This is a genomic window from Rhodococcus parequi, from assembly GCF_046042785.1.
In the GTDB taxonomy this organism is placed as follows: domain Bacteria; phylum Actinomycetota; class Actinomycetes; order Mycobacteriales; family Mycobacteriaceae; genus Prescottella; species Prescottella parequi.
Window position 1 is genome coordinate 127,125 of the sequence record NZ_JBDLNV010000007.1, and the last position, 18,613, is coordinate 145,737.

The following is an 18,613-nucleotide window of genomic DNA, read 5'->3' on the forward strand; positions in this document are numbered from 1 at the left end:
GACTCCTCGTGACCACCACTCGACTGCTCGACATCCGCGACCTGACGATCACCTTCGGGCCGGCACGACCCGCCGTGGACTCCGCGTCACTCGACGTCGCCCGCGGTGAGATCGTGGCCCTGGTCGGCGAATCCGGGTCCGGCAAGTCCATGACCGCCCGCGCGATCCTCGGCCTGCTACCCGACGGCGCCGCGGCACGCGGGTCGATCGTCCTCGACGGCACTGAACTGATGGGCGCGACCGACGCCGATCTCGACCGCCTACGCGGAAGCACGGTGTCCCTGATCTTCCAGGAGCCGCAGAGTGCGCTGAACCCCGTACGTCGCATCGGATGGCAGCTGCGGGAGGCGATCCGTGCACACCGGCGGATCTCGAAGGCGGACGCCCGCGCGGCGGCAGTCGATCTCCTCCGGCAGGTGGAGATCCCCGACCCCGAGCGGCGCGTGGACTACTACCCGCACCAGCTGTCCGGGGGGCAGAAGCAACGGGTCGCTATCGCACTCGCGCTGGCGGGCGAACCCGATCTGCTCGTCGCCGACGAGCCGACGACGGCCCTCGACGTGACAGTGCAGGCCGAGATCCTGGCGCTGCTCGACCGCATCCGCAGCCGAACCGGCATGGGCATCCTGCTCATCACCCACAACATGGGCGTCGTGGCACAGCACGCCGACCGCGTCGCCGTCATGCGCGCCGGCCGCGTCGTCGAAACCGGCAGCGTGCACGCGGTCTTCGACGCCCCGACGCATCTGTACACCCGATCCCTGCTGGCGGCGGTTCCACGACTGCCCGTGGAGGTGGCCGTGACTCCGCCGCCGACGTCAGGTGCCGACGTCGTGCTCGAGTTCGACGCGGCCACGGTCACGTACCCGGCGCGTCACGGGAGTCCCGCCTTCCGCGCCGTCGACCAGGTGAGCCTCACGGTCCGTCGCGGCGAAGTTCTCGGACTCGTGGGTGAATCGGGTTCCGGCAAGACCACTCTCGGCCGGGCCGCCGTGGGACTCGTGCCGCTCACCGGGGGCCGGGTGCTGGTCGGGGGACACGATCTCGGTGAAACGTCCGCCCGGCAACTGCGCGAACTGCGGCGCGACGTGGCGTTCGTCCAGCAGGATCCCGCGACGTCGCTCGATCCCCGGTTGACGATCGGCGCCAGCGTCCGCGAGCCGCTCGACGTGCACCGCGTCGGCTCCGCGGTCGACCGCCGCCGTCGTGTGCTCGAACTCCTCGAGGCCGTCCGGTTGCCCGCCGCCTTCGCCGACCGGTTCCCGCACCAACTGTCGGGTGGACAGCGCCAGCGGATCGCGTTGGCCCGTGCTCTCGCGCTGCGGCCGAAGCTGCTCATCGCCGACGAACCGACGAGCGCGCTCGACGTGTCCGTGCAGGCCGAAGTGCTCGAACTGTTCACCGCCATCCAGCAGGATCTGGGTTTCGCGTGCCTGTTCGTCAGCCACGATCTGGCGGTGGTCCACCAGGTCGCCGACCGGGTCGCGGTCCTGCGGTCCGGGTCGGTGATCGAGACGGGGCCGGTGGACACCGTATTCACGACGCCCCGCGATCCCTATACCCGGGCACTGATCGACGCGGTGCCGCTGCCCGATCCGTCGCGTCGAGACGTTCGCTCGACCGACCGGCACCCTGCCGCGGTCTGACGCCGAACCTTTGGACCGGGCTTCTGCACGTGACCGTCGACGGGCCCGGTCAGCGGCCGAACAGCGACGCGAAGAACCCCGACTTGGCCGGCTTCTCGCACCTGCAACGCTCACTGGCCGGGACGGTCCGCATGACGCTGTCGACGTGCTGGCCGCAGCCGCCCCATGTGGTCTTGGAGCAGGTCTTGCAGGTGACGGGGTAACACACGATGAATCTCCTCGGGGAAGTTGTGGATCGTGCCGTCAACGATACCCCCTGGGGTATTGAGGGCAATGTGCTCGTGCCCACAACCGGGCCGAGCCGGGTCAGCGCGCCGGTGCGGTCGATCGAATCCGGTCGACGGGTCCAGATAGTTCGAGACGCCGGCGCAGGACCGGGTTGTCGGTGGCCTGACTCGCGTGGCACGCGATGGCGGCAGCCTGCATCTCACGATCGACGACCACATCGAGCACGCCGTCACCCTCGAACCCGGCAAAGGCCGCGCCGAACTCGCCGTTGAGCGCGTCGGCGACGGCGGGTGCCACTCCCCACTCGAGCACCCGCAGACCTCGTTCACGCGCGACGCGGACAGCGGACGCCGTCGCCGCACGATGGTCGGGATGACGTGTGACGCCGCTCGACTCGAACACGACCAGCGTCGCGGCCGTCCCGACCGCATCGACGACCACCGCGTCGAGCGCGTCGGGGTCCACCCCGTCCAGACCGCCGTCGGGGAAGTCGAGGAGAGCGACGTCGCCGATTCCGAGGCTTGCGGCGGCGGCCGACAGCTCGCCGCGTCGTATCTCGGCGAGGTCCGCGACAGCGCCGAGTGTGCTGGCCTCACCGGCCGTCAGGCACAACACGCGAATGTCGGCGCCGAGCACCGCCAGCGCGGCCAGCACCCCGCCCAATCCGAAACTCTCGTCGTCCGGATGCGCCACCACCACGAGCGACGGACCGCCCGCAGCGATCTCACCCAGAACCGCGCCGCCTGCACCCATGTCCATACCGAACCCCTTCCGAGTCGCTCCAGTCTCGTCCCCGGAGCGCCACACGAGAGTCGGAACAGCCGAACCGACACGAATCGGCCAGTCTCCGCGACCTCCTGGGTTTACGCTGTAAAGTATGCCCTACCTGCAGTCTTTACACCGTAAGGAGACGGGATGGAGGCGTCAGCCGGAAGTCCGCGTACGTCACGCACGATGTCGATGCTGTGGACACCCCCGGGCGAGGACCGCACATCACAGACGGGTCTGACGCTTGCCACGATCATCGACGCCGCCACCGAGGTCGCCGACGAACGCGGCGACACCGCGGTCCCGCTGCGCGCGATCGGCGAGCGCCTCGGCTGCAGCGCGATGGCGCTCTACACCTACGTCGACGGGAAGGAGGAGCTCCTCGACCTGATGTACGACCGGGTCCACCGAGAGTTCGGGACGGCGGCACCGGTATCGGTGATCGAGTGGACCGAACGGCTCCTGGAGCTGTATCTCGCGCACCCGTGGCTACTCGACATCGCGACCGCGCGCCCGGTGCTGGGACCCCATCAGCAGCAGGCTTTCGAGCTCCTTCTCGGCACGATCGTGCCCTACGGCTTCGATCGCCGGGACGTCGTGGCGATCGCCTCGTCGGCGTACTCGCTTTCCGCCGCGGCCGCACGGACGATCGCCGATGCGAGGCGCGCGCGGTCGGGTGCCGAGGAGGACGACGAACCGTCGTGGAATACCCGTCTGGACGCACTGGCCGCGGCCGCCCCCGACTTCGCCGAGAGATTCCCGTTTGCGAGCGGGCTCGGACACGCGGCGCCCGGAGATGGCATGCCGAGCATGGAGCAGGCAGCGCGAGAGAACCTGCGCCGGTCCGTAGAGCTGCTGGTCGCCGGCGCCTCGAACCCCGCAGACGCCGGCTGACGAGCTGTCAGCGCATGCGTTCGCGCAGTCGCGCGAGGACCTGCGTGGCGTGCTCTGCAACGGCCTCGTGGCCGGATTGCTCCGCGAACGTCGCCAGGCTCCCCCAACGCGCCTGCAGAGCCTCGGCTCGCGGCGCGGACAACTGGTGCCCGCGCACGGCGGCGATCCGCGTGTAGTCCTCCGGCAGGAACAGGAACGTGCTGAGCCACACCCACACGAGCTGGGCGTCGAGGACGCGCTCGGTGAGGAAGTCGTCGTCCGCCAGGGCGGGCCACATGCCCACGACCTCGGCGCGCCACGCCTCGGTCATCGCCCGCGCCCGCTCGTACGACAGATCGATGCTGCACAGGCAGGCCGGGAACGAGACCAGGGCGTACGCCAAGTCGAGGGTGGCGTCGCGGAATCCACCCCACTCGTAGTCGAGGAAGCGGACACCCTCGTCGTTGACGATGATGTTGTCCGGGCAGAGATCCGAGGGGCTGAAGGCTCGGAAACGGCCGCCGCTGAACAGCTTCCCGGCCCGGGCGGCCACCTCGAGCACGGCGGGCGTGACCTCGACACCGAGTTGTTCGGCGAGCAGCGCCGGCACCGTCTCGAGCGAGGCCGCGGCCTGCTCCGCCACCACGTCGCCGCAGTGGGCCACCTCGGCTCGCCGCAGCAGCGCCGTGAAGTCCTCTTCGCGACCGACGGTCGCGGCGTGCATCCGGCCGAGTGCCTGCGCCATCGCCATCAACGAGTTGGTGACCGTGTCGGGATCCGCGTTCTTGAGCAGCGTCGCGAACGGGGCGGAATCACCGAGGTCACCGAGGACGAGCAGACGGGCCTCGAAGTCGTAGGCGAGCAGCTCGGCGCCGGGCCGGTTCTCCGTCGCGAGCGCCGTCGCGAACTGGTACGACACCGCTTCGCGAAGGAAGGCGACGTCGACCGAGTTGCTGTCGACGCCGTCGAACTCGATCCGCCGGGGGTCGGCTACCGTGCGGGAGGATTCGCGGACCTGCTTGAGGACGAGCGTCCGCGGCAGGGAGAACGGATTCTCGGCTACCCGGACTCGGAGCACGATCGTGCGGCCGCTCCCCCCGAGATCGACGGGGTCGACGAGTCGGACAGCGGCGCCCGTGCGACGGGCGAGCAACTTCTCGGCTGCGGCAACTACCTCGGAGAGGGGTTCCGCCAATATTGCGGTCATCGCTCACCAACCTACCTGGCCGAGGCGCCGGAGGCCGGGCATTCGGGATCAGGGACGGCGCACCCAGGCCGCTGAGCTGGGAATACTCCGGGTTGCAGCTCGGTCACGGCGCGTACGCGCCCGCTGGAGAAGCAGGACCGCGATGGCCGCGATCACAATTCCGGTGAGATTGACGCCGAGCTGGAGCGCCGACATCAGCGCGACCCGCCACTCCCCCAGGGTGGCGGCAACAGCCGTGAAACCCGCAGCGGGCACGGTGGTGACCGAGATGAACACGCCGACCAGGGCGGCCGATTTTGCGGACACGAGGGCCAGCATCCCCGCGGCCCCGGCGAGCAGGGCCACGATGAACGACGACAGGCCGACCCGGTAGATGAAGTCGACCTGGTGGAGGTCCTCGATCGTCTCGAGGTCGACCCAGCCGAGCAGTTTCGCGACGAGGGTGCACGCCACCGTGACGGCGATCGCGAACGGGAACCCGACCACCAATGCGATCAGCGAGCGGCGCGCGAGGCTGAACTTCCTGCGAGCAACCGCGACCGCGAGCGCGGCCAGCGGACCGAACTCGGGACCGACCACCATTGCGCCGACGATCGTCACCGGCGAATCCGTGACGATGCCCACCGAGGCCAACAGGCACGCGATGGTCAGGAACGCCAGGAACGTGACGTTCAACGTGGATTCCTCGCGCGTGCGGGAGATCAGCTCCTCCCAGACGACCGTGTCGTCGGGGTCGCCGGGGGCGGCGCGTTCGGCCGCGCGCGCCGAGTCCGAGAGCACCGTCTCGGTCGGCACGAGCGTGATGGCACCGATGTGCTCGATGCGTAGCTCGTGGAGCTGGTCGAGCACTTCGTTCGCGGACTCGCGGGCGATGTCGGCCTGGACCAGATCACCCGCCGGCTCGACGGCGGAGCCCCGCGCCACCGTGATGTGGGTGGCGCCGGGCTCCTCCTCGAGCAGCGCGAGGACCTCGTCGGTGAAGTCCGCCGGACAGATCACGCGCAGGTGCAGCACGTGTGTTCCCCCCGCCCCGGCGTTCTACTCGGACTCGGTTGCCGTGGGTTCGGGCTTGGCGTCGATCCCCGACTCCTTGCGCTGGAGTGCGGTGATCGGGGCCGGTGCATCCGTCAGCGGATCGACTCCGCCGCCCGACTTCGGGAACGCGATGACCTCACGGATGGAATCGACACCCGCGAGGAGCGCGGTGATGCGGTCCCAGCCGAACGCGATGCCGCCGTGCGGCGGGGCGCCGAACGCGAAGGCGTCGAGCAGGAAGCCGAACTTCTCCTCGGCCTCCTCGTGCGAGATGCCCATCACCTTGAAGACCCGTTCCTGGATGTCCTTGCGGTGGATACGGATCGAGCCGCCGCCGATCTCGTTGCCGTTGCAGACGATGTCGTAGGCGTAGGCCAGGGCCTTGCCCGGATCGGTGTCGAACGTGTCGATCGACTCCGGCTTGGGCGAGGTGAACGCGTGGTGCACCGCAGTCCATGCGCTGTAGCCGAGCGCCACGTCGCCGCTCGCGGTCGCGTCGGCGGTGGGCTCGAACATCGGCGCGTCGACGATCCACACGAACGCCCACGCGTCCGGATCGATCAGGTTCTGCTTGCGGGCGATCTCGCCGCGGGCGGCACCGAGCAGTGCACGCATCGGCTTGGTCGCGCCGGCCGCGAAGAAGATGCAGTCGCCGGGCTTCGCACCGACGTGCGCGGCCAGACCGTCGCGTTCGGCGTCGGTGAGGTTCTTGGCGACCGGACCGCCGAGCGTGCCGTCCTCGCCCACCAGGACGTACGCCAGGCCCTTCGCACCGCGCTGCTTGGCCCATTCCTGCCACGCGTCGAGCTGCTTGCGGGGCTGGCTCGCACCGCCCGGCATCACCACGGCGCCGACGTACTCCGCCTGGAAGACGCGGAACGTGGTGTCCTTGAAGAAGTCCATGCACTCGACCAGTTCGATGTCGAAACGCAGGTCGGGCTTGTCGGAGCCGTAACGGCGCATCGCCTCGGCGTACGTCATCCGCTCGATCGGCGTGGTGATCTCGTAGCCGATGAGCTTCCACACCGCGTGCAGGATTTCCTCGGCGAGCAGGATCACGTCCTCCTGCGTCACGAAGCTCATCTCGATGTCGAGCTGTGTGAACTCGGGCTGGCGGTCCGCGCGGAAGTCCTCGTCGCGGTAGCAGCGCGCGATCTGGTAGTAGCGCTCGATGCCACCGACCATGAGCAGCTGCTTGAACAGCTGCGGGCTCTGCGGCAGCGCGTAGAAACTGCCCGGCTGCAGGCGAGCGGGCACCAGGAAGTCGCGGGCCCCCTCGGGCGTCGAGCGGGTCAGTGTCGGGGTCTCGACCTCGACGAACTCGTGGTGCGCCAGCACCGCGCGCGCGGCCGCGTTGGCCTTCGAGCGCAGCCGGATCGCGTGGCCGGGGCCCTCACGGCGCAGGTCGAGGTAGCGGTACTTCAGGCGTGCTTCCTCACCCGCCTGGTCGTCGAGCTGGAACGGCAGCGGGGCACTCTCGTTGAGCACCTCGAGCTCGGTCGCGTTGACCTCGATGGCGCCCGTGGGGATCTCGAAGTTCTGGTTGCCCTCGGGGCGCACCTCGACCTTGCCGGTGACCTTGACGCAGTACTCGGCGCGCAGTCGGTGCGCCTGCTCGAGGACGTCGCCGGCCCGGAACACCACCTGGGACACGCCCGACGCGTCGCGGAGATCGATGAAGATCACGCCGCCGTGATCGCGCCGCCGGGCCACCCAACCGGTGAGGGTGACGGTCTGCTCAGCGTGCTCGGGTCGTAGCGAGCCGGCCAGGTGGGTGCGCAGCACGGGATTCCTTTCACAATCATCCGACACAATGATCGATCCGTGCTTGCAGCACGGTTGTCGATTCGTGCTTCCAGCACGGTGTTCTGTCTGCAGCGATCCTACGGAGGCACCTCGTGTTATCGGAAACGCACGCCCGGATTACTGGAATGCTGTTACGACCAGCACACAAAGATTCTGACAGGGAGCCATCGGAATGACGTTCAACGAAGGCGCACACGTCGACACGGGTCGCGTATCGGTCTCCGGAGGCGCAGGCGGCGGGCGGGGTGGCAGATATGTCCTCGGTGGCGGCGCCGGCGGCCTGATCGTGCTGGTCCTCGCGTTACTCCTCGGCGGCGATCCCGGCTCGTTGCTGGGGGGACTGAGCGGTTCGACGGGCGTGCCCGTCGATACCGGCGCGAGCGCCGTGAGCAGTTCGCTCGCGGAAAGGTGCCGGAGCGGAGTCGACGCGAACCGGGACGTCGACTGCCGCGTCGTCTACACCTCGGGAAGTCTCGACGAAGTGTGGGGGCCACAACTGCCTGCACAGACCGGCGTCGACTACGTCGCGCCGAAGGTCCGCCTCTTCTCGGGCGCGGTGAACACCGGGTGCGGTAACGCGACCAGCGACGTGGGCCCCTTCTACTGCCCCGCCGACTCGACCGCGTATTTCGACACCAGCTTCTTCCAACTTCTCACCGATCGGTTCGGCGCCAATGACGGCGCGCTTGCGCAGGAGTACGTCGTCGCGCACGAGTTCGGCCACCACATCCAGAACCAGCTCGGCGACATCGGCCGCGCGCAGCAGGATCCTCGGGGCGCGACGTCGCAGGCGGTTCGCACCGAACTGCAGGCCGACTGCTACGCGGGGGTCTGGGCGCACTACGCGTCGACACAGCCCGGCCCGGACGGGTCTGCTCCACTCCTCGCGCCTCTCACGCCGACCGACGTCCGCGACGCGCTGTCGGCCGCCTCGGCCGTCGGCGACGACCGCATCCAGCGGTCCGCCGGTGCCCGCGTCAATCCCGAGGGGTGGACGCACGGATCGTCGGACCAGCGGCAGCAGTGGTTTCTCGCGGGGCTGGACACCGGCAAGGTCGCGGCGTGCGACACGTACGCGGCCCGCGACCTGAACAATCCGCCCGCGCTGCGCTGAGCCTTTCCGCCTAGCCTGTCCTGGACCGATGTTCGACGACAGTTCCGGGAGGCCTCCATTGGCGAACGTGCATCGTGAGCGCGCACTCGAAGCCCCCGGAGAGGTGGCGCTGCGCGACGGCCGGGTCGAGCTGTCCTGGTCCGACGTCGACCGCACGGTGAACCGGGTCGCGAACGCCCTGCGGGCGATCGAGCTGGGCCCGGACCGGCGAGTGGCGGTATTCGCCCGCAACTCGGCCGAGACGGTCCTGGCCCATGCCGGGATCATCCACGCGGGCTGCTCCCCCGTTCCCGCGAGCTTCCACCTGACGGCGCCGGAACTCGCGTACATCCTCGCGGATGCGCGCGCCGCGGCGGTCTTCGTCGGACCCGAGAACGCCGAGGTCGGCGCCGAGGCTGCCCGGATCGCCGGAGTCCCCCTCGTAGTCGGCTGGCGCTGCGGCTCGGACGCGGTCACCCCGTGGCCGGAGTGGCTCGCGGCGGCATCGGACGACGACCCGCCCTCCGACGTGCCCGCGCTGCCGTTCCTGTCGTACACGTCGGGCACCACCGGAACCCCGAAGGGCGTCAATGCCCTTGCCGGCAGCCCGGTCCCGGGCACGACGGTGGACGCCTACGTGCGGTCGATGCGCGCGCTGCCGCTCGCCCAGTGGCCCGGGCACCTCGTGGTGGGCCCGCTGCACCACACCGGCCCGCTCGCGGGCGTGCGACTCGTCGCGTGCGGCATGCCGGTCACCGTGCTCGAGCGGTTCGACGCCGAGACGGTCCTCTCGACCGTCGACCGGTACCGGATCGCGACATCGCTCATGGTTCCGACGCACTTCCACCGGTTGCTGTCGCTGCCCGACGACGTCCGCCGCCGATACGACGTCGGCTCGCTCGAACTGGTCACGCACACCGGCGCGGCGTGCCCGCGCGACGTCAAGCAGGCGATGATCGACTGGTTCGGGCCGGTGCTGTTCGATTCCTACGGCGGCAGCGAATCCGGTCCGCTGTGCGGGATCTCGTCGGCCGACTGGGTGCGCCGCCCGGGCAGTGTCGGGCAGGTGCGTCCGCCGTTCGTCCGGGCCGTCGCGGTGGACGCCGACGGCAACGAACTCCCGGCAGGCACCGAAGGCAGGCTCGCGTTCGAGGAACGTGACGGTCGTTCCGTCGCGTATCTGAACGCCGAGCAGAAGACGTCGGAGGCGGTGATCCGGCCGGGCCTGTTCACCCTCGGCGACATCGGTTACGTCGACGACGACGGGTTCGTGTTCATCACCGACCGCGAGACCGACATGATCATCTCGGGCGGCGTCAACATCTATCCCGCCGAGATCGAGAACGTGCTGGTGAGCCATCCGGACGTCGCGGACGCCGCGGTGATCGGGGTGCCCGACGCCGACATGGGCGAGTCCGTCCTGGCGCTGGTGGTGCCGCGTGATCGGATGCCCGCCGTCGACGATCTCGTCGCGCACTGCCGTGACTCGCTGGCGGGCTACAAGGTTCCGCGGACCGTCGAGTTCCGGGACGATCTCGGCCGATCGACGATGGGCAAGCTCACCAAGCGGGTGCTGCGGGCGCCGTACTGGACGGCGCGCTGACACGCTCAGTCGCCGCCGTCGGCCTCCTCGTCGTCGGGTCGGCCCGGGGGCTCCGCCGCGCCCTCCCGGTCCTGCACGAGCTCGTATCGGCGACCGTAGGTTTCGACGATCGCCTGGATCACCGCCACCACCGGCACCGAGACCAGCGCGCCGATCGCACCGAACAGTGATGCACCGACGATCACCGATCCGAACGCCACCGCCGGATGGATCGACACCGTGCGCGACGTGATCCGCGGATGGAGGATGTAGTTCTCCACCTGCTGATAGGCGGTGCCGAACAGGATCACCCACACCGCATCGAGGGGCTGCGCGGCGGCGGCGATGACGGCCGGCAGGCCGATCGCGAGGTAGGTGCCCAGCGTCGGGATGAACTGCGAGACGACGCCCGTCCAGATCGCGAGCGGAAGCCAGTACGGGACACCGATGATCAGGAAGAAGATGCCGGTGGCGACCGCGCTGAACGCGGCGAGGATGACGCGGGAGACCACGTAGCCGCCGGCCTTCTCCACGGAGATCTCCCAGACCGACGCGATCACCTTCTGCTGCCGGGCCGGAAACCAACTGGAAATCGTGCGGCGCAGTTGCGGGCCCTGGGCCGACATGTAGAAGACGAACAGCAGCACCGTCGCGGCCTGGAAGACCACCCCGACAAGGGTCGAGACGATACCCAGAACCCCCGGCGTGTACTTCTCGGCCAGATCCCGGACCGTTTCGGGCGTGATGTTGATGAGGTCCTTGCCGGTGGCGAAATCGGTGCCGAACTTGCGGTTGGCCCAGTCCGTGACGCGGGTCAGGGCATCGGGTAGCGCACCGAGCAACTGCCCGAGCTGCTCGGCCAGCAACGCGCCGAAGACCGCGATGAACCCGATCCCGAACACGATCGTCCCGAACAGCACCAACCCGGTACCGACGCCGCGGCGCATTCCCGTCCGTTCGAGGCGGTCGACGACCGGTTCGATGGTGACGCTGGCGAGCCACGCGAGGAACAGCATGCCGAGAAAGCCTCGGAGGTGATGGAACAGCCATCCGGAAATCTGATAGGCACCAACCGCGAGCAGGATGTAGATGATCGCGACACGCAGCGAGCGCAGGTTCGCCCGTCGGCTGTCGTCGCGGCCGTTCGGCGCCGGACCGTCCGGGCCGGCTCGCGACTCCTCTCCACTCATCGCACCCTCCACCCCGTGACGGTTGCTGCCCTATCGCGGAAACCTACCCGCCACCGAGGGGTCGGGCGGGCAGGTTGCCGCAGCCGAATCGGCGGTGGACGTATCGCACATCGTGCGGTATAGATTAATTATCTAACTGATTAACGGCGAGGAGCTGTCCATGACCGAGGCGTACATCGTCGATGCCGTCCGCACCCCGATCGGGAGGAAGAACGGCGCCCTCGCGTCGGTCCATCCGATCGACCTGGGCGCCACCGTGATCCGGGCCGCCATGGCCCGAGTCCCCGTCGACCCGGCGGCCGTGGACGACGTCGTCTTCGGGTGCGTCGACGCGATCGGTGGCCAGGCCGGGAACATCGCCCGCACCTCCTGGCTGGCGGCAGGCCTCCCCGAGGAGGTGCCGGGCACGACCGTCGACCGCCAGTGCGGGTCGAGCCAGCAGGCGCTGCACTTCGCCGCCCAGGCGGTGATGAGTGGAACAGCCGACCTCATCCTGGCCGGAGGGGTGCAGAGCATGAGCCGGATCCCGATCTCGGCGGCCATGACGGCCGGACGCGAGTTCGGGTTCGAGGACCCGTTCTCCGGGTCGACCGAGTGGCACCGCCGGTACGGCGACCAGGAGGTGTCGCAGTTCCACGGCGCCGAACTGATCGCCGAGAAGTGGGGCATCAGCCGCGACGACATGGAGCGTTGGGCGCTGCGCAGTCACGAACGGGCGCACGCGGCGATCGTCGAGGGCCGGTTCGCGGGCGAGACGATTCCGGTGGGCGACTTCAGGACTGACGAAGGGCCCCGCGACACCAGCCTCGAGGCCATGTCGCGGCTGTCCACACTGCGACCCGGAGGCCGCCTGACGGCAGCGCTGGCGAGTCAGATCTCGGACGGCGCCAGTGCGGTTCTCGTCGCGTCGGCGGCAGCGGTGAAGACACACGGTCTGACGCCGCGAGCGCGCATCCAGCACATCAGCGTCCGCGGTGCGGACCCGATCTTCATGCTCAGCGCTCCGATTCCGGCCACGGAGTACGCGCTGCGGAAGACCGGGATGAGCATCGACGACTTCGACGCGTTCGAGGTCAACGAGGCGTTCGCATCGGTCGTGCTGGCGTGGCTCGCCGAGACCGGAGCCGACCCGGACCGGGTCAATGTGAACGGTGGCGGTATCGCCCTCGGCCACCCCCTCGGCGCCACGGGTACGAAGCTGTTCGCCACCCTGTTGAACGAACTCGAGCGCACGGGCGGGCGGTTCGGCCTGCAGACGATGTGCGAGGGCGGCGGCACCGCGAACGTGCTGATCGTCGAACGACTCGGCTGACGCAGGGGCGCGCCCGCGGCCCTCAGAACAGGGTCAGTGCGGGCGCTGCCCCTGCTCCGACGAGTTCCCGACGCTCCGGCGGCGGGGTGTCACGATGCTCGGATCGTCCACCGAGCCCGTACTTCTCGACCATCGGCTCCACCCGCGCCCGGAGCCATGCCTTGTACTCGGGGGTGACGTAGGCGCCGCGCCCGTACAGCTGCCGGTACCGCCGCACCAGCGCCGGATGCTCGGAGGCGAGCCAGTTCAGAAACCACCCGCGGGTGCTGCCCCGCAGGTGCATCGGGAAGATCGTGACACCGGTGGCACCGGCCTCGGCGATCGCGGACAGAAGCCCGTCCAGGTGCGAAGTGGAATCGGTGAGGCACGGAATCACCGGCGCCACCATGACATTGCAGGGCAGGCCCGCATCCGTGACCGCCCGGATGAGGTCGAGACGTGCCCGCGGCGACGGCGTGCCCGGCTCGACGGCCTTCTGGAGTTCGGCGTCGTGGATCGCTAGCGACACCCCGATGCCGACGGACACCCGCTCGGCTGCCTGTCGCAGCATCGGCAGGTCTCGTCTGAGCAGCGTGCCCTTGGTGAGAATCGAGAACGGCGTATCCGATTCCGTGAGCGCGCCGATGATCGCGGGCATCAGCCGGTACCGCCCCTCGGCCCGCTGATACGGGTCGGTGTTCGTGCCCAGCGCGACGTGCTCGCGCTTCCACGACCGCCTGGCGAGTTCCTTACGGAGCACGGCGGCGACGTTCATCTTCACTACGACCTGGGAATCGAAGTCGCTGCCGGCATCCAGGTCCAGGTATTCGTGAGTCGGCCGCGCGAAACAGTACCGGCACGCGTGCGAACAGCCACGAAACGTGTTGACGGTGAACTGGAACGGCAACGCCGATTCCTCGGGCACCTTGTTCAGCGCACTCTTGCACAGCACTTCGTGAAACGTGATGCCCTCGAACTCCGGCGTCTGAATGCTGCGTACCAACCCGGCACGTTCGAGCCCCGGGAGCGCACCGTCGTCCGCGTCGAGCGTCTGCCCCTGCCACCTCATGAATCCAGTCGAACACGCGTGCGAATCCGTGTCAACCGCATCTTCGAAACAATGTTCGACGACATGCCGCCCGTAGGCGGGAACACGGCGGAAACATCCGACTGTCACAATTTCCGCCATGACCAGAAAGAACATCTCGTCCGGCTCCGAGTGGGAGCCCAAGATCGGCTACTCGCGCGCGGTGCGGATCGGCAACCAGATCGCCGTCTCGGGCACCACCTCCCCCGGCGCCACACTCGAGGAGCAGACCCGGGGCGCCCTCGCGACCATCGCAGCGTCGCTCACCGAGGCCGGCGCGTCCCTGCCGGACGTCATCCGCACCCGGATGTACCTGCGCGACATGAGCAAGTGGGAGGAGGCCGCCCTCGCTCACGGTGAGGTGTTCGGCGAGATCCGGCCCGCCACCACGATCCTCGAGGTGAGCGCGCTCATCGATTCCGACCTGATGATCGAGATCGAGGCCGACGCCGTCGTCGCCGACTGAGAAGCGGGATCACGGGCCGCCCGCCGAGCTTGTCTCGACGGGCGGCCCGCGTCGTTCGACGACCGGTGGGGGATCAGAACATGAGCACGCCACGTGCGGCGAGCCACGGAATGGGGTCGATCTTGATGCCACCCGGGAGATCGACCTCGAAGTGCAGGTGCGGGCCCGTCGACTGGCCGCGATTACCCACGTTGCCGATCCGCTGCCCCACCGACACCCGCTGCCCGACCGAGACGAAGTTGACGTCGTTGTGGCCGTACGTGGTGATCGTGCCGTCGTTGTGACGGATTCGGATCCACAGCCCGAAGCCGGAAGCCGGGCCGGCATTGATGACGACGCCGTCGGCTGCCGCGAGAATCGGCGCACCCATCGGCGCCGCGATGTCGATGCCCATGTGGCCGCCGCCGAAGCGCTGTGAGATCGGCCCGGCAGCGGGACGTCCGACGCCGCCGAGGCCGAGGCTGCCCAGCGGCAGACCCGAACTGGAGCCGAAGTCCAGGTTCTGGAGGCTCTGGACGGCACCGGCGACGGTTCCGACCATCGACGTCGCCTGGTCGATGAGCCCGGTGATCTCGGAGGAGCTGGGCAACGGCGGGAGCGCCGGTTGTGCGGAGGCAGCCGGAGCGGACATCACCGCGACTCCCGCCGTGAGCCCTGCCGCCGCCACGACTCCCGCCACCATGCGCCGAACCCCCAAGCGCCACTTCGAACCCGCCATCCCGCACCCTTTCGTCGAACGTTAGATCAGATCGGTAGAACCGCATCGGATACGTATTCGTCACGAATCCACGACACGAACAACTTCCACATCCCGGTCGCCCGCGCAACTCCTACGGCGACGAGCCTCGAGCCGCGGGCGATCCGAATCCCGCCGAATGCGGCTGCGACCAGCGGATTCCCGACATCGCGCGGGCGGAACCGACGGTACGGTCGACCGACGCCGGAACGAGCCCGGAGCAGCACGCGAGAACGAGGACGACTCCCCTTGCCGCCGTTGCCCCTTCGGCTCCGGCAACCCGACCCTCCGCCCCACCCCTGCACGAGAACCACGACGGCCCCGTACGGCTGCGGAGCAGGTGGCAGTGCGTGCATGACGTGTGGATCCGCCTCTCGGGACAGGATGGCGGCGGACGCCGCCAGGCTATCTACTATCTACGTACGTAGACCGTAACAATCGGTCGGAACCCCGGTAGGCGGTTCCTGCCACACGTTTCCGCGCGGCGACCGGACCTCACCCGGCGTCGTATCCTGAGGGCGACGATAACGGGAGGCAAGTGTGCGTGTTCGCGGATTCGGCGAGCTCGAGGCCGTCGTGATGGATCGACTGTGGGATCACGGCGACGCGGCCACGGTTCGGCAGGTCTTCGACCAGCTCGCGAAAGAGCGTGCGATCGCGTACACGACGGTGATGTCCACGATGGACAACCTGCACCGCAAGGGCTGGCTCGAGCGCGAGCGGGTCGGCAAGGCATTCAGCTACTGGCCCACGCTCACCCGCGAACAGCACACCGCTCGACTGATGCGCGACGCCTTCGACGACGGTGGACGCTCCGACCTCGTCCTCACCCACTTCATCGAGCAGATGTCCGAGGAGCAGTCGGCGAGTCTGCGCATCGCGCTCGACCGTCTGACCTCACCGGGAGACGACGGATGAGCGCCGCGGCGTGCCTGGCGGCGTATGCCGTCACGATCGCCGTCACCGCACCTCGAATCCTGCCGCGGCTGACCCGTAGCGGAATCGCGCCGCGATGGGGGGTCGCCGCTTGGCTGGCGGCGATCGCTTCCGCGGTGCTCGCGTCGACCGCGTTCGTCGGAGTGATCGCCGCCGAGGCCCTCACCGGAACATCGGCCGTGGAGGCCTGCGAACACCTCGTGCAAGCGTTCGCGCGAGCCCACAGCACTCCCGCCGCTCAGTCCGCGACCACGGCCGTGGCACTTGCTGCGGCAACGGCTGTCGCCTGCGCGGGCGTGCGGCTCACGCGCGACCTGGCCAACCGGCGGCGCGTGACGTTCGGGCACGCCCGCTCCGCTCGCATGGTGGGACGCCGGATCGCCGGTGTCGACGCCGTCGTACTCGATGCACCCGAGCGGGCCGCGTACTGCGTCGCGGGAAGGCCGCACGCGATCGTGGTGACGAGCGGCGCCTTGAAGGCGCTCGACCATCCCCAACTCGACGCGGTGCTGGCGCACGAGCGTGCACATCTCAGCGGGCGACACCCGCAGGTCCTGGCAGTCGTGCGTGCCCTCGCCGACACCGCTCCGCGCGTCTCCCTCTTCACGACGGGCGCCGCCGACATCGCCCGCCTGCTCGAGATGTGCGCGGACGACCGGGCGATGCGCACCCACGAACCGCGGACGCTGCTGCACGGGCTCGTCGCACTGACCGGCGCGGGCCCGGTTCCGGACAGCGCCGTGGGGGCAGGGGACGTCGCGGTCCTCGACCGGGCCGGCCGGCTCGCCTCGCCGGCGGGCCGCGGCGACCGCGTCCGTAACCGGGCCCAGCTCGGGGCGGCGATCACCCTTCTCGCAGCAGTCCCGCTCGGCGCCACCGCACTGGCCGTCGCCGGCCGGATGCTGTGCATCACCACACTGCTCTGATCCGGCTGGACCGCAGCACGACCCGCGTGTGAGCCGGGCCATCCCGTGGGCACCTCCGATAAATTTCTACTAACCTACTAAGTAGGTCAGTAGATCTAGCGATCGGACGATCGCCACTTCCAGGAGCCCCCCGAATGATCGAACGAGTCCCCCCTGCGCGGCGCGGCCTGTCCCGCCGCCGATTCATGCTGCTCACCGGCGGCATCGGCGCCGCCGCAGTCGCCGCCGCGTGCGGTTCCGGCACAACCGCGTCGACGGCTGTCGGTCCGGGTGCGCCCGCGGTCACCGCTGCCGAACAGGCCCGGCGCACCGGCACCGGGCGCACGGTCCCCGTGGCGCTGCGCGCACGCCCGGACCGGATCGACCTCGGCGGCGTCGTCGTCGACACGTGGGCCTACGACGGCCGGGTGCCCGGCCCCGAGATCCGTGTCCGGCGCGGCGACGTCCTCGGCGTCGACTTCGCCAACGCCCTGCCGGAGGAGTCGACGGTGCACTGGCACGGCATCGCCCTGCGCAACGACATGGACGGGGTCCCGGGCCTGACGCAGTCGGCGGTACGGCCCGGGGATGCGTTCCGCTACGAGTTCACCGTGCCCGACGCCGGCACCCACTGGTTCCACCCGCACGTCGGCATGCAATTGGACCGCGGCCTGTACGCCCCGTTGATCGTCGAGGATCCCGCAGACGGCCGGGACTACGACCTCGAGTCCGTCCTCGTCCTCGACGACTGGCTCGACGGTGCCGCCGGCACCCCGGACGAGCAGCTCGAGACGCTGCGCCGGGACGGCATGCCGGGGATGGGCGGCATGCGAGGCATGGACCACGGGTCGATGGGCGGCACGGGCGGGATGGGAACGAGCGGGATGGGAACGGGTGCCGATCCGGCCAATCCGCTGGGCCCCGACACCGGGGACGTCGCGTACCCGCACTACCTGATCAACGGACGCACGGCGGTCGACCCGATCACGGTCGCGGGCCGGCCCGGTCTGCGCATCCGGTTGCGGATCGTCAACGCGGCCGCGGACACCGCGTTCCGGTTCGCTGTCGGCGGTCACCGGATGACGGTGACCCACAGTGACGGTTTCCCGGTCGAGCCTCTCGGAGCCGATTCCGTGCTGATCGGCATGGGTGAGCGCTTCGACGTCACCGTCACGCTCGGCGACGGCGCGTTCCCGATCGTCGCCTCCGCCGAGGGCAAGGACGGCCAGGCTCTCGCCGTCCTCCGGACCGGTGGCGGGGCGGCGCCCGGTCCCGATGCCCGCCCGGCCGAACTGACCACCAACCCGGTGACGGGCGCGCAGTTGCGCGCCCCGGCCGACGTCCGGCTGCCTGCTCGCGAGCCCGATCGCATTCACGACCTGGTGCTCGGAATGGAGATGTCGGGGTACACATGGACGATCAACGGCGCCACCTACGCCGACCACATCCCCCTCGAGATCTCCGAGGGCGAACGCGTTCGCCTGCGTTTCGTCAACGGCACCATGATGTTCCACCCGATGCACGTCCACGGGCACACCTACCAGGTGGTGGACAGTTCCGGGTCCGGCGCACGCAAGGACACCTCGCTCGTGCTTCCCGGCCGGACCGTGGAGGTCGACCTCGACGCGACCAATCCCGGACAGTGGATGGTTCACTGCCACAACCTGTATCACGGCGAGGCGGGGATGATGACCGTCCTCTCCTACGTCGGCTGAACCCGACGCTCCCGCGCACCACCCATCCCACCCCGACGACGGAGAAGAA

At 69.3% G+C, this 18,613-nt stretch carries 17 protein-coding genes; 9 read left to right on the forward strand and 8 right to left on the reverse strand.

The window, feature by feature from the left end; translation table 11 throughout:
• Positions 1 to 8: 8 nt before the first annotated feature.
• On the forward strand, positions 9 to 1,646 hold the full coding sequence (locus ABEU20_RS19695) for an ABC transporter ATP-binding protein (protein ID WP_420166062.1): 1,638 nt from the start codon (positions 9 to 11) through the stop codon (positions 1,644 to 1,646).
• A gap of 49 nt (positions 1,647 to 1,695) precedes the next feature.
• On the opposite strand, the gene ABEU20_RS19700 is transcribed toward ABEU20_RS19695, so the two are convergent.
• A complete protein-coding gene (locus ABEU20_RS19700) occupies positions 1,696 to 1,854 on the reverse strand; it encodes a hypothetical protein (RefSeq protein WP_420166063.1) in 159 nt (52 codons plus the stop codon).
• Between the two features lie 98 nt (positions 1,855 to 1,952).
• Positions 1,953 to 2,633: a PIG-L deacetylase family protein gene (locus ABEU20_RS19705; RefSeq protein ID WP_420166064.1), complete on the reverse strand. Its 681-nt coding sequence runs from the start codon at positions 2,631 to 2,633 to the stop codon at positions 1,953 to 1,955.
• A gap of 156 nt (positions 2,634 to 2,789) precedes the next feature.
• Here ABEU20_RS19705 and ABEU20_RS19710 point away from each other — a divergent pair, with 156 nt between their 5' ends.
• A complete protein-coding gene (locus tag ABEU20_RS19710; protein ID WP_420166065.1) occupies positions 2,790 to 3,536 on the forward strand; it encodes a TetR/AcrR family transcriptional regulator in 747 nt (248 codons plus the stop codon).
• Between the two features lie 7 nt (positions 3,537 to 3,543).
• On the opposite strand, the gene ABEU20_RS19715 is transcribed toward ABEU20_RS19710, so the two are convergent.
• From ABEU20_RS19715 to aspS, 3 genes are read right to left on the reverse strand one after another with little or no spacing between them, the layout of a single operon-like run.
• Positions 3,544 to 4,722 carry a phosphotransferase family protein gene (locus tag ABEU20_RS19715; RefSeq protein ID WP_420166066.1) on the reverse strand — a complete coding sequence of 393 codons (1,179 nt, stop codon included), beginning with the start codon at positions 4,720 to 4,722 and terminating at the stop codon, positions 3,544 to 3,546.
• 48 nt (positions 4,723 to 4,770) lie between these two features.
• Positions 4,771 to 5,736: a DUF389 domain-containing protein gene (locus ABEU20_RS19720; RefSeq protein WP_420166067.1), complete on the reverse strand. Its 966-nt coding sequence runs from the start codon at positions 5,734 to 5,736 to the stop codon at positions 4,771 to 4,773.
• A 24-nt stretch (positions 5,737 to 5,760) separates the two neighbouring features.
• Positions 5,761 to 7,542 (reverse strand): aspartate--tRNA ligase, encoded by a 1,782-nt coding sequence (aspS, locus tag ABEU20_RS19725; protein ID WP_420166068.1) that lies wholly within the window; start codon positions 7,540 to 7,542, stop codon positions 5,761 to 5,763.
• 193 nt (positions 7,543 to 7,735) lie between these two features.
• Between aspS and ypfJ the strand changes: the two genes are divergently transcribed.
• Positions 7,736 to 8,677 carry a KPN_02809 family neutral zinc metallopeptidase gene (ypfJ, locus tag ABEU20_RS19730; RefSeq protein WP_420166069.1) on the forward strand — a complete coding sequence of 314 codons (942 nt, stop codon included), beginning with the start codon at positions 7,736 to 7,738 and terminating at the stop codon, positions 8,675 to 8,677.
• A 67-nt stretch (positions 8,678 to 8,744) separates the two neighbouring features.
• Positions 8,745 to 10,259 (forward strand): AMP-binding protein, encoded by a 1,515-nt coding sequence (locus tag ABEU20_RS19735; protein ID WP_420166271.1) that lies wholly within the window; start codon positions 8,745 to 8,747, stop codon positions 10,257 to 10,259.
• A 5-nt stretch (positions 10,260 to 10,264) separates the two neighbouring features.
• Here the strand turns inward: ABEU20_RS19735 and ABEU20_RS19740 are convergent, their stop codons facing one another.
• A complete protein-coding gene (locus tag ABEU20_RS19740; RefSeq protein ID WP_420166070.1) occupies positions 10,265 to 11,428 on the reverse strand; it encodes an AI-2E family transporter in 1,164 nt (387 codons plus the stop codon).
• Between the two features lie 160 nt (positions 11,429 to 11,588).
• On the opposite strand from ABEU20_RS19740, the gene ABEU20_RS19745 reads away from it, so the two are divergent.
• Positions 11,589 to 12,740 (forward strand): acetyl-CoA C-acetyltransferase, encoded by a 1,152-nt coding sequence (locus ABEU20_RS19745; protein WP_420166071.1) that lies wholly within the window; start codon positions 11,589 to 11,591, stop codon positions 12,738 to 12,740.
• Positions 12,741 to 12,762: 22 nt separating this feature from the next.
• On the opposite strand, the gene ABEU20_RS19750 is transcribed toward ABEU20_RS19745, so the two are convergent.
• Positions 12,763 to 13,788, reverse strand: coding sequence for an Rv2578c family radical SAM protein (locus tag ABEU20_RS19750; protein ID WP_420166072.1), 1,026 nt, complete (start codon positions 13,786 to 13,788; stop codon positions 12,763 to 12,765).
• A 118-nt stretch (positions 13,789 to 13,906) separates the two neighbouring features.
• Here ABEU20_RS19750 and ABEU20_RS19755 point away from each other — a divergent pair, with 118 nt between their 5' ends.
• The gene (locus ABEU20_RS19755) at positions 13,907 to 14,272 is read left to right on the forward strand and encodes a RidA family protein (protein WP_420166073.1); all 366 of its coding nucleotides are present in this window, start codon (positions 13,907 to 13,909) and stop codon (positions 14,270 to 14,272) included.
• A gap of 73 nt (positions 14,273 to 14,345) precedes the next feature.
• Here ABEU20_RS19755 and ABEU20_RS19760 read toward each other — a convergent pair whose 3' ends face one another.
• On the reverse strand, positions 14,346 to 14,990 hold the full coding sequence (locus ABEU20_RS19760; protein WP_420166074.1) for a M23 family metallopeptidase: 645 nt from the start codon (positions 14,988 to 14,990) through the stop codon (positions 14,346 to 14,348).
• Positions 14,991 to 15,548: 558 nt separating this feature from the next.
• On the opposite strand from ABEU20_RS19760, the gene ABEU20_RS19765 reads away from it, so the two are divergent.
• From ABEU20_RS19765 to ABEU20_RS19775, 3 genes are all read left to right on the forward strand, one after another.
• Positions 15,549 to 15,926, forward strand: a complete 378-nt coding sequence (locus tag ABEU20_RS19765) for a BlaI/MecI/CopY family transcriptional regulator (RefSeq protein ID WP_420166075.1) — start codon at positions 15,549 to 15,551, stop codon at positions 15,924 to 15,926.
• Complete coding sequence (locus ABEU20_RS19770) at positions 15,923 to 16,870, forward strand: M56 family metallopeptidase (RefSeq protein ID WP_420166076.1); 948 nt, start codon at positions 15,923 to 15,925, stop codon at positions 16,868 to 16,870. The genes ABEU20_RS19765 and ABEU20_RS19770 overlap by 4 nt, the downstream gene beginning before the upstream one ends.
• A 134-nt stretch (positions 16,871 to 17,004) precedes the next feature.
• Positions 17,005 to 18,564, forward strand: coding sequence for a multicopper oxidase family protein (locus tag ABEU20_RS19775; protein ID WP_420166077.1), 1,560 nt, complete (start codon positions 17,005 to 17,007; stop codon positions 18,562 to 18,564).
• The last annotated feature ends 49 nt before the right edge of the window (positions 18,565 to 18,613 follow it).

Excerpts from the sequence above, each read along its gene's own strand:
- ABEU20_RS19750 (WP_420166072.1), bottom strand. The coding sequence starts at position 13,788 with ATGAGGTGGCAGGGGCAGACGCTCGACGCGGACGACGGTGCGCTCCCG.
- ABEU20_RS19760 (WP_420166074.1), bottom strand. The coding sequence starts at position 14,990 with ATGGCGGGTTCGAAGTGGCGCTTGGGGGTTCGGCGCATGGTGGCGGGA.
- ABEU20_RS19745 (WP_420166071.1), top strand. The coding sequence starts at position 11,589 with ATGACCGAGGCGTACATCGTCGATGCCGTCCGCACCCCGATCGGGAGG.
- ypfJ (WP_420166069.1), top strand. The coding sequence starts at position 7,736 with ATGACGTTCAACGAAGGCGCACACGTCGACACGGGTCGCGTATCGGTC.
- ABEU20_RS19710 (WP_420166065.1), top strand. The coding sequence starts at position 2,790 with ATGGAGGCGTCAGCCGGAAGTCCGCGTACGTCACGCACGATGTCGATG.
- ABEU20_RS19775 (WP_420166077.1), top strand. The coding sequence starts at position 17,005 with ATGATCGAACGAGTCCCCCCTGCGCGGCGCGGCCTGTCCCGCCGCCGA.
- ABEU20_RS19705 (WP_420166064.1), bottom strand. The coding sequence starts at position 2,633 with ATGGACATGGGTGCAGGCGGCGCGGTTCTGGGTGAGATCGCTGCGGGC.
- ABEU20_RS19740 (WP_420166070.1), bottom strand. The coding sequence starts at position 11,428 with ATGAGTGGAGAGGAGTCGCGAGCCGGCCCGGACGGTCCGGCGCCGAAC.
- ABEU20_RS19715 (WP_420166066.1), bottom strand. The coding sequence starts at position 4,722 with ATGACCGCAATATTGGCGGAACCCCTCTCCGAGGTAGTTGCCGCAGCC.
- ABEU20_RS19770 (WP_420166076.1), top strand. The coding sequence starts at position 15,923 with ATGAGCGCCGCGGCGTGCCTGGCGGCGTATGCCGTCACGATCGCCGTC.
- ABEU20_RS19755 (WP_420166073.1), top strand. The coding sequence starts at position 13,907 with ATGACCAGAAAGAACATCTCGTCCGGCTCCGAGTGGGAGCCCAAGATC.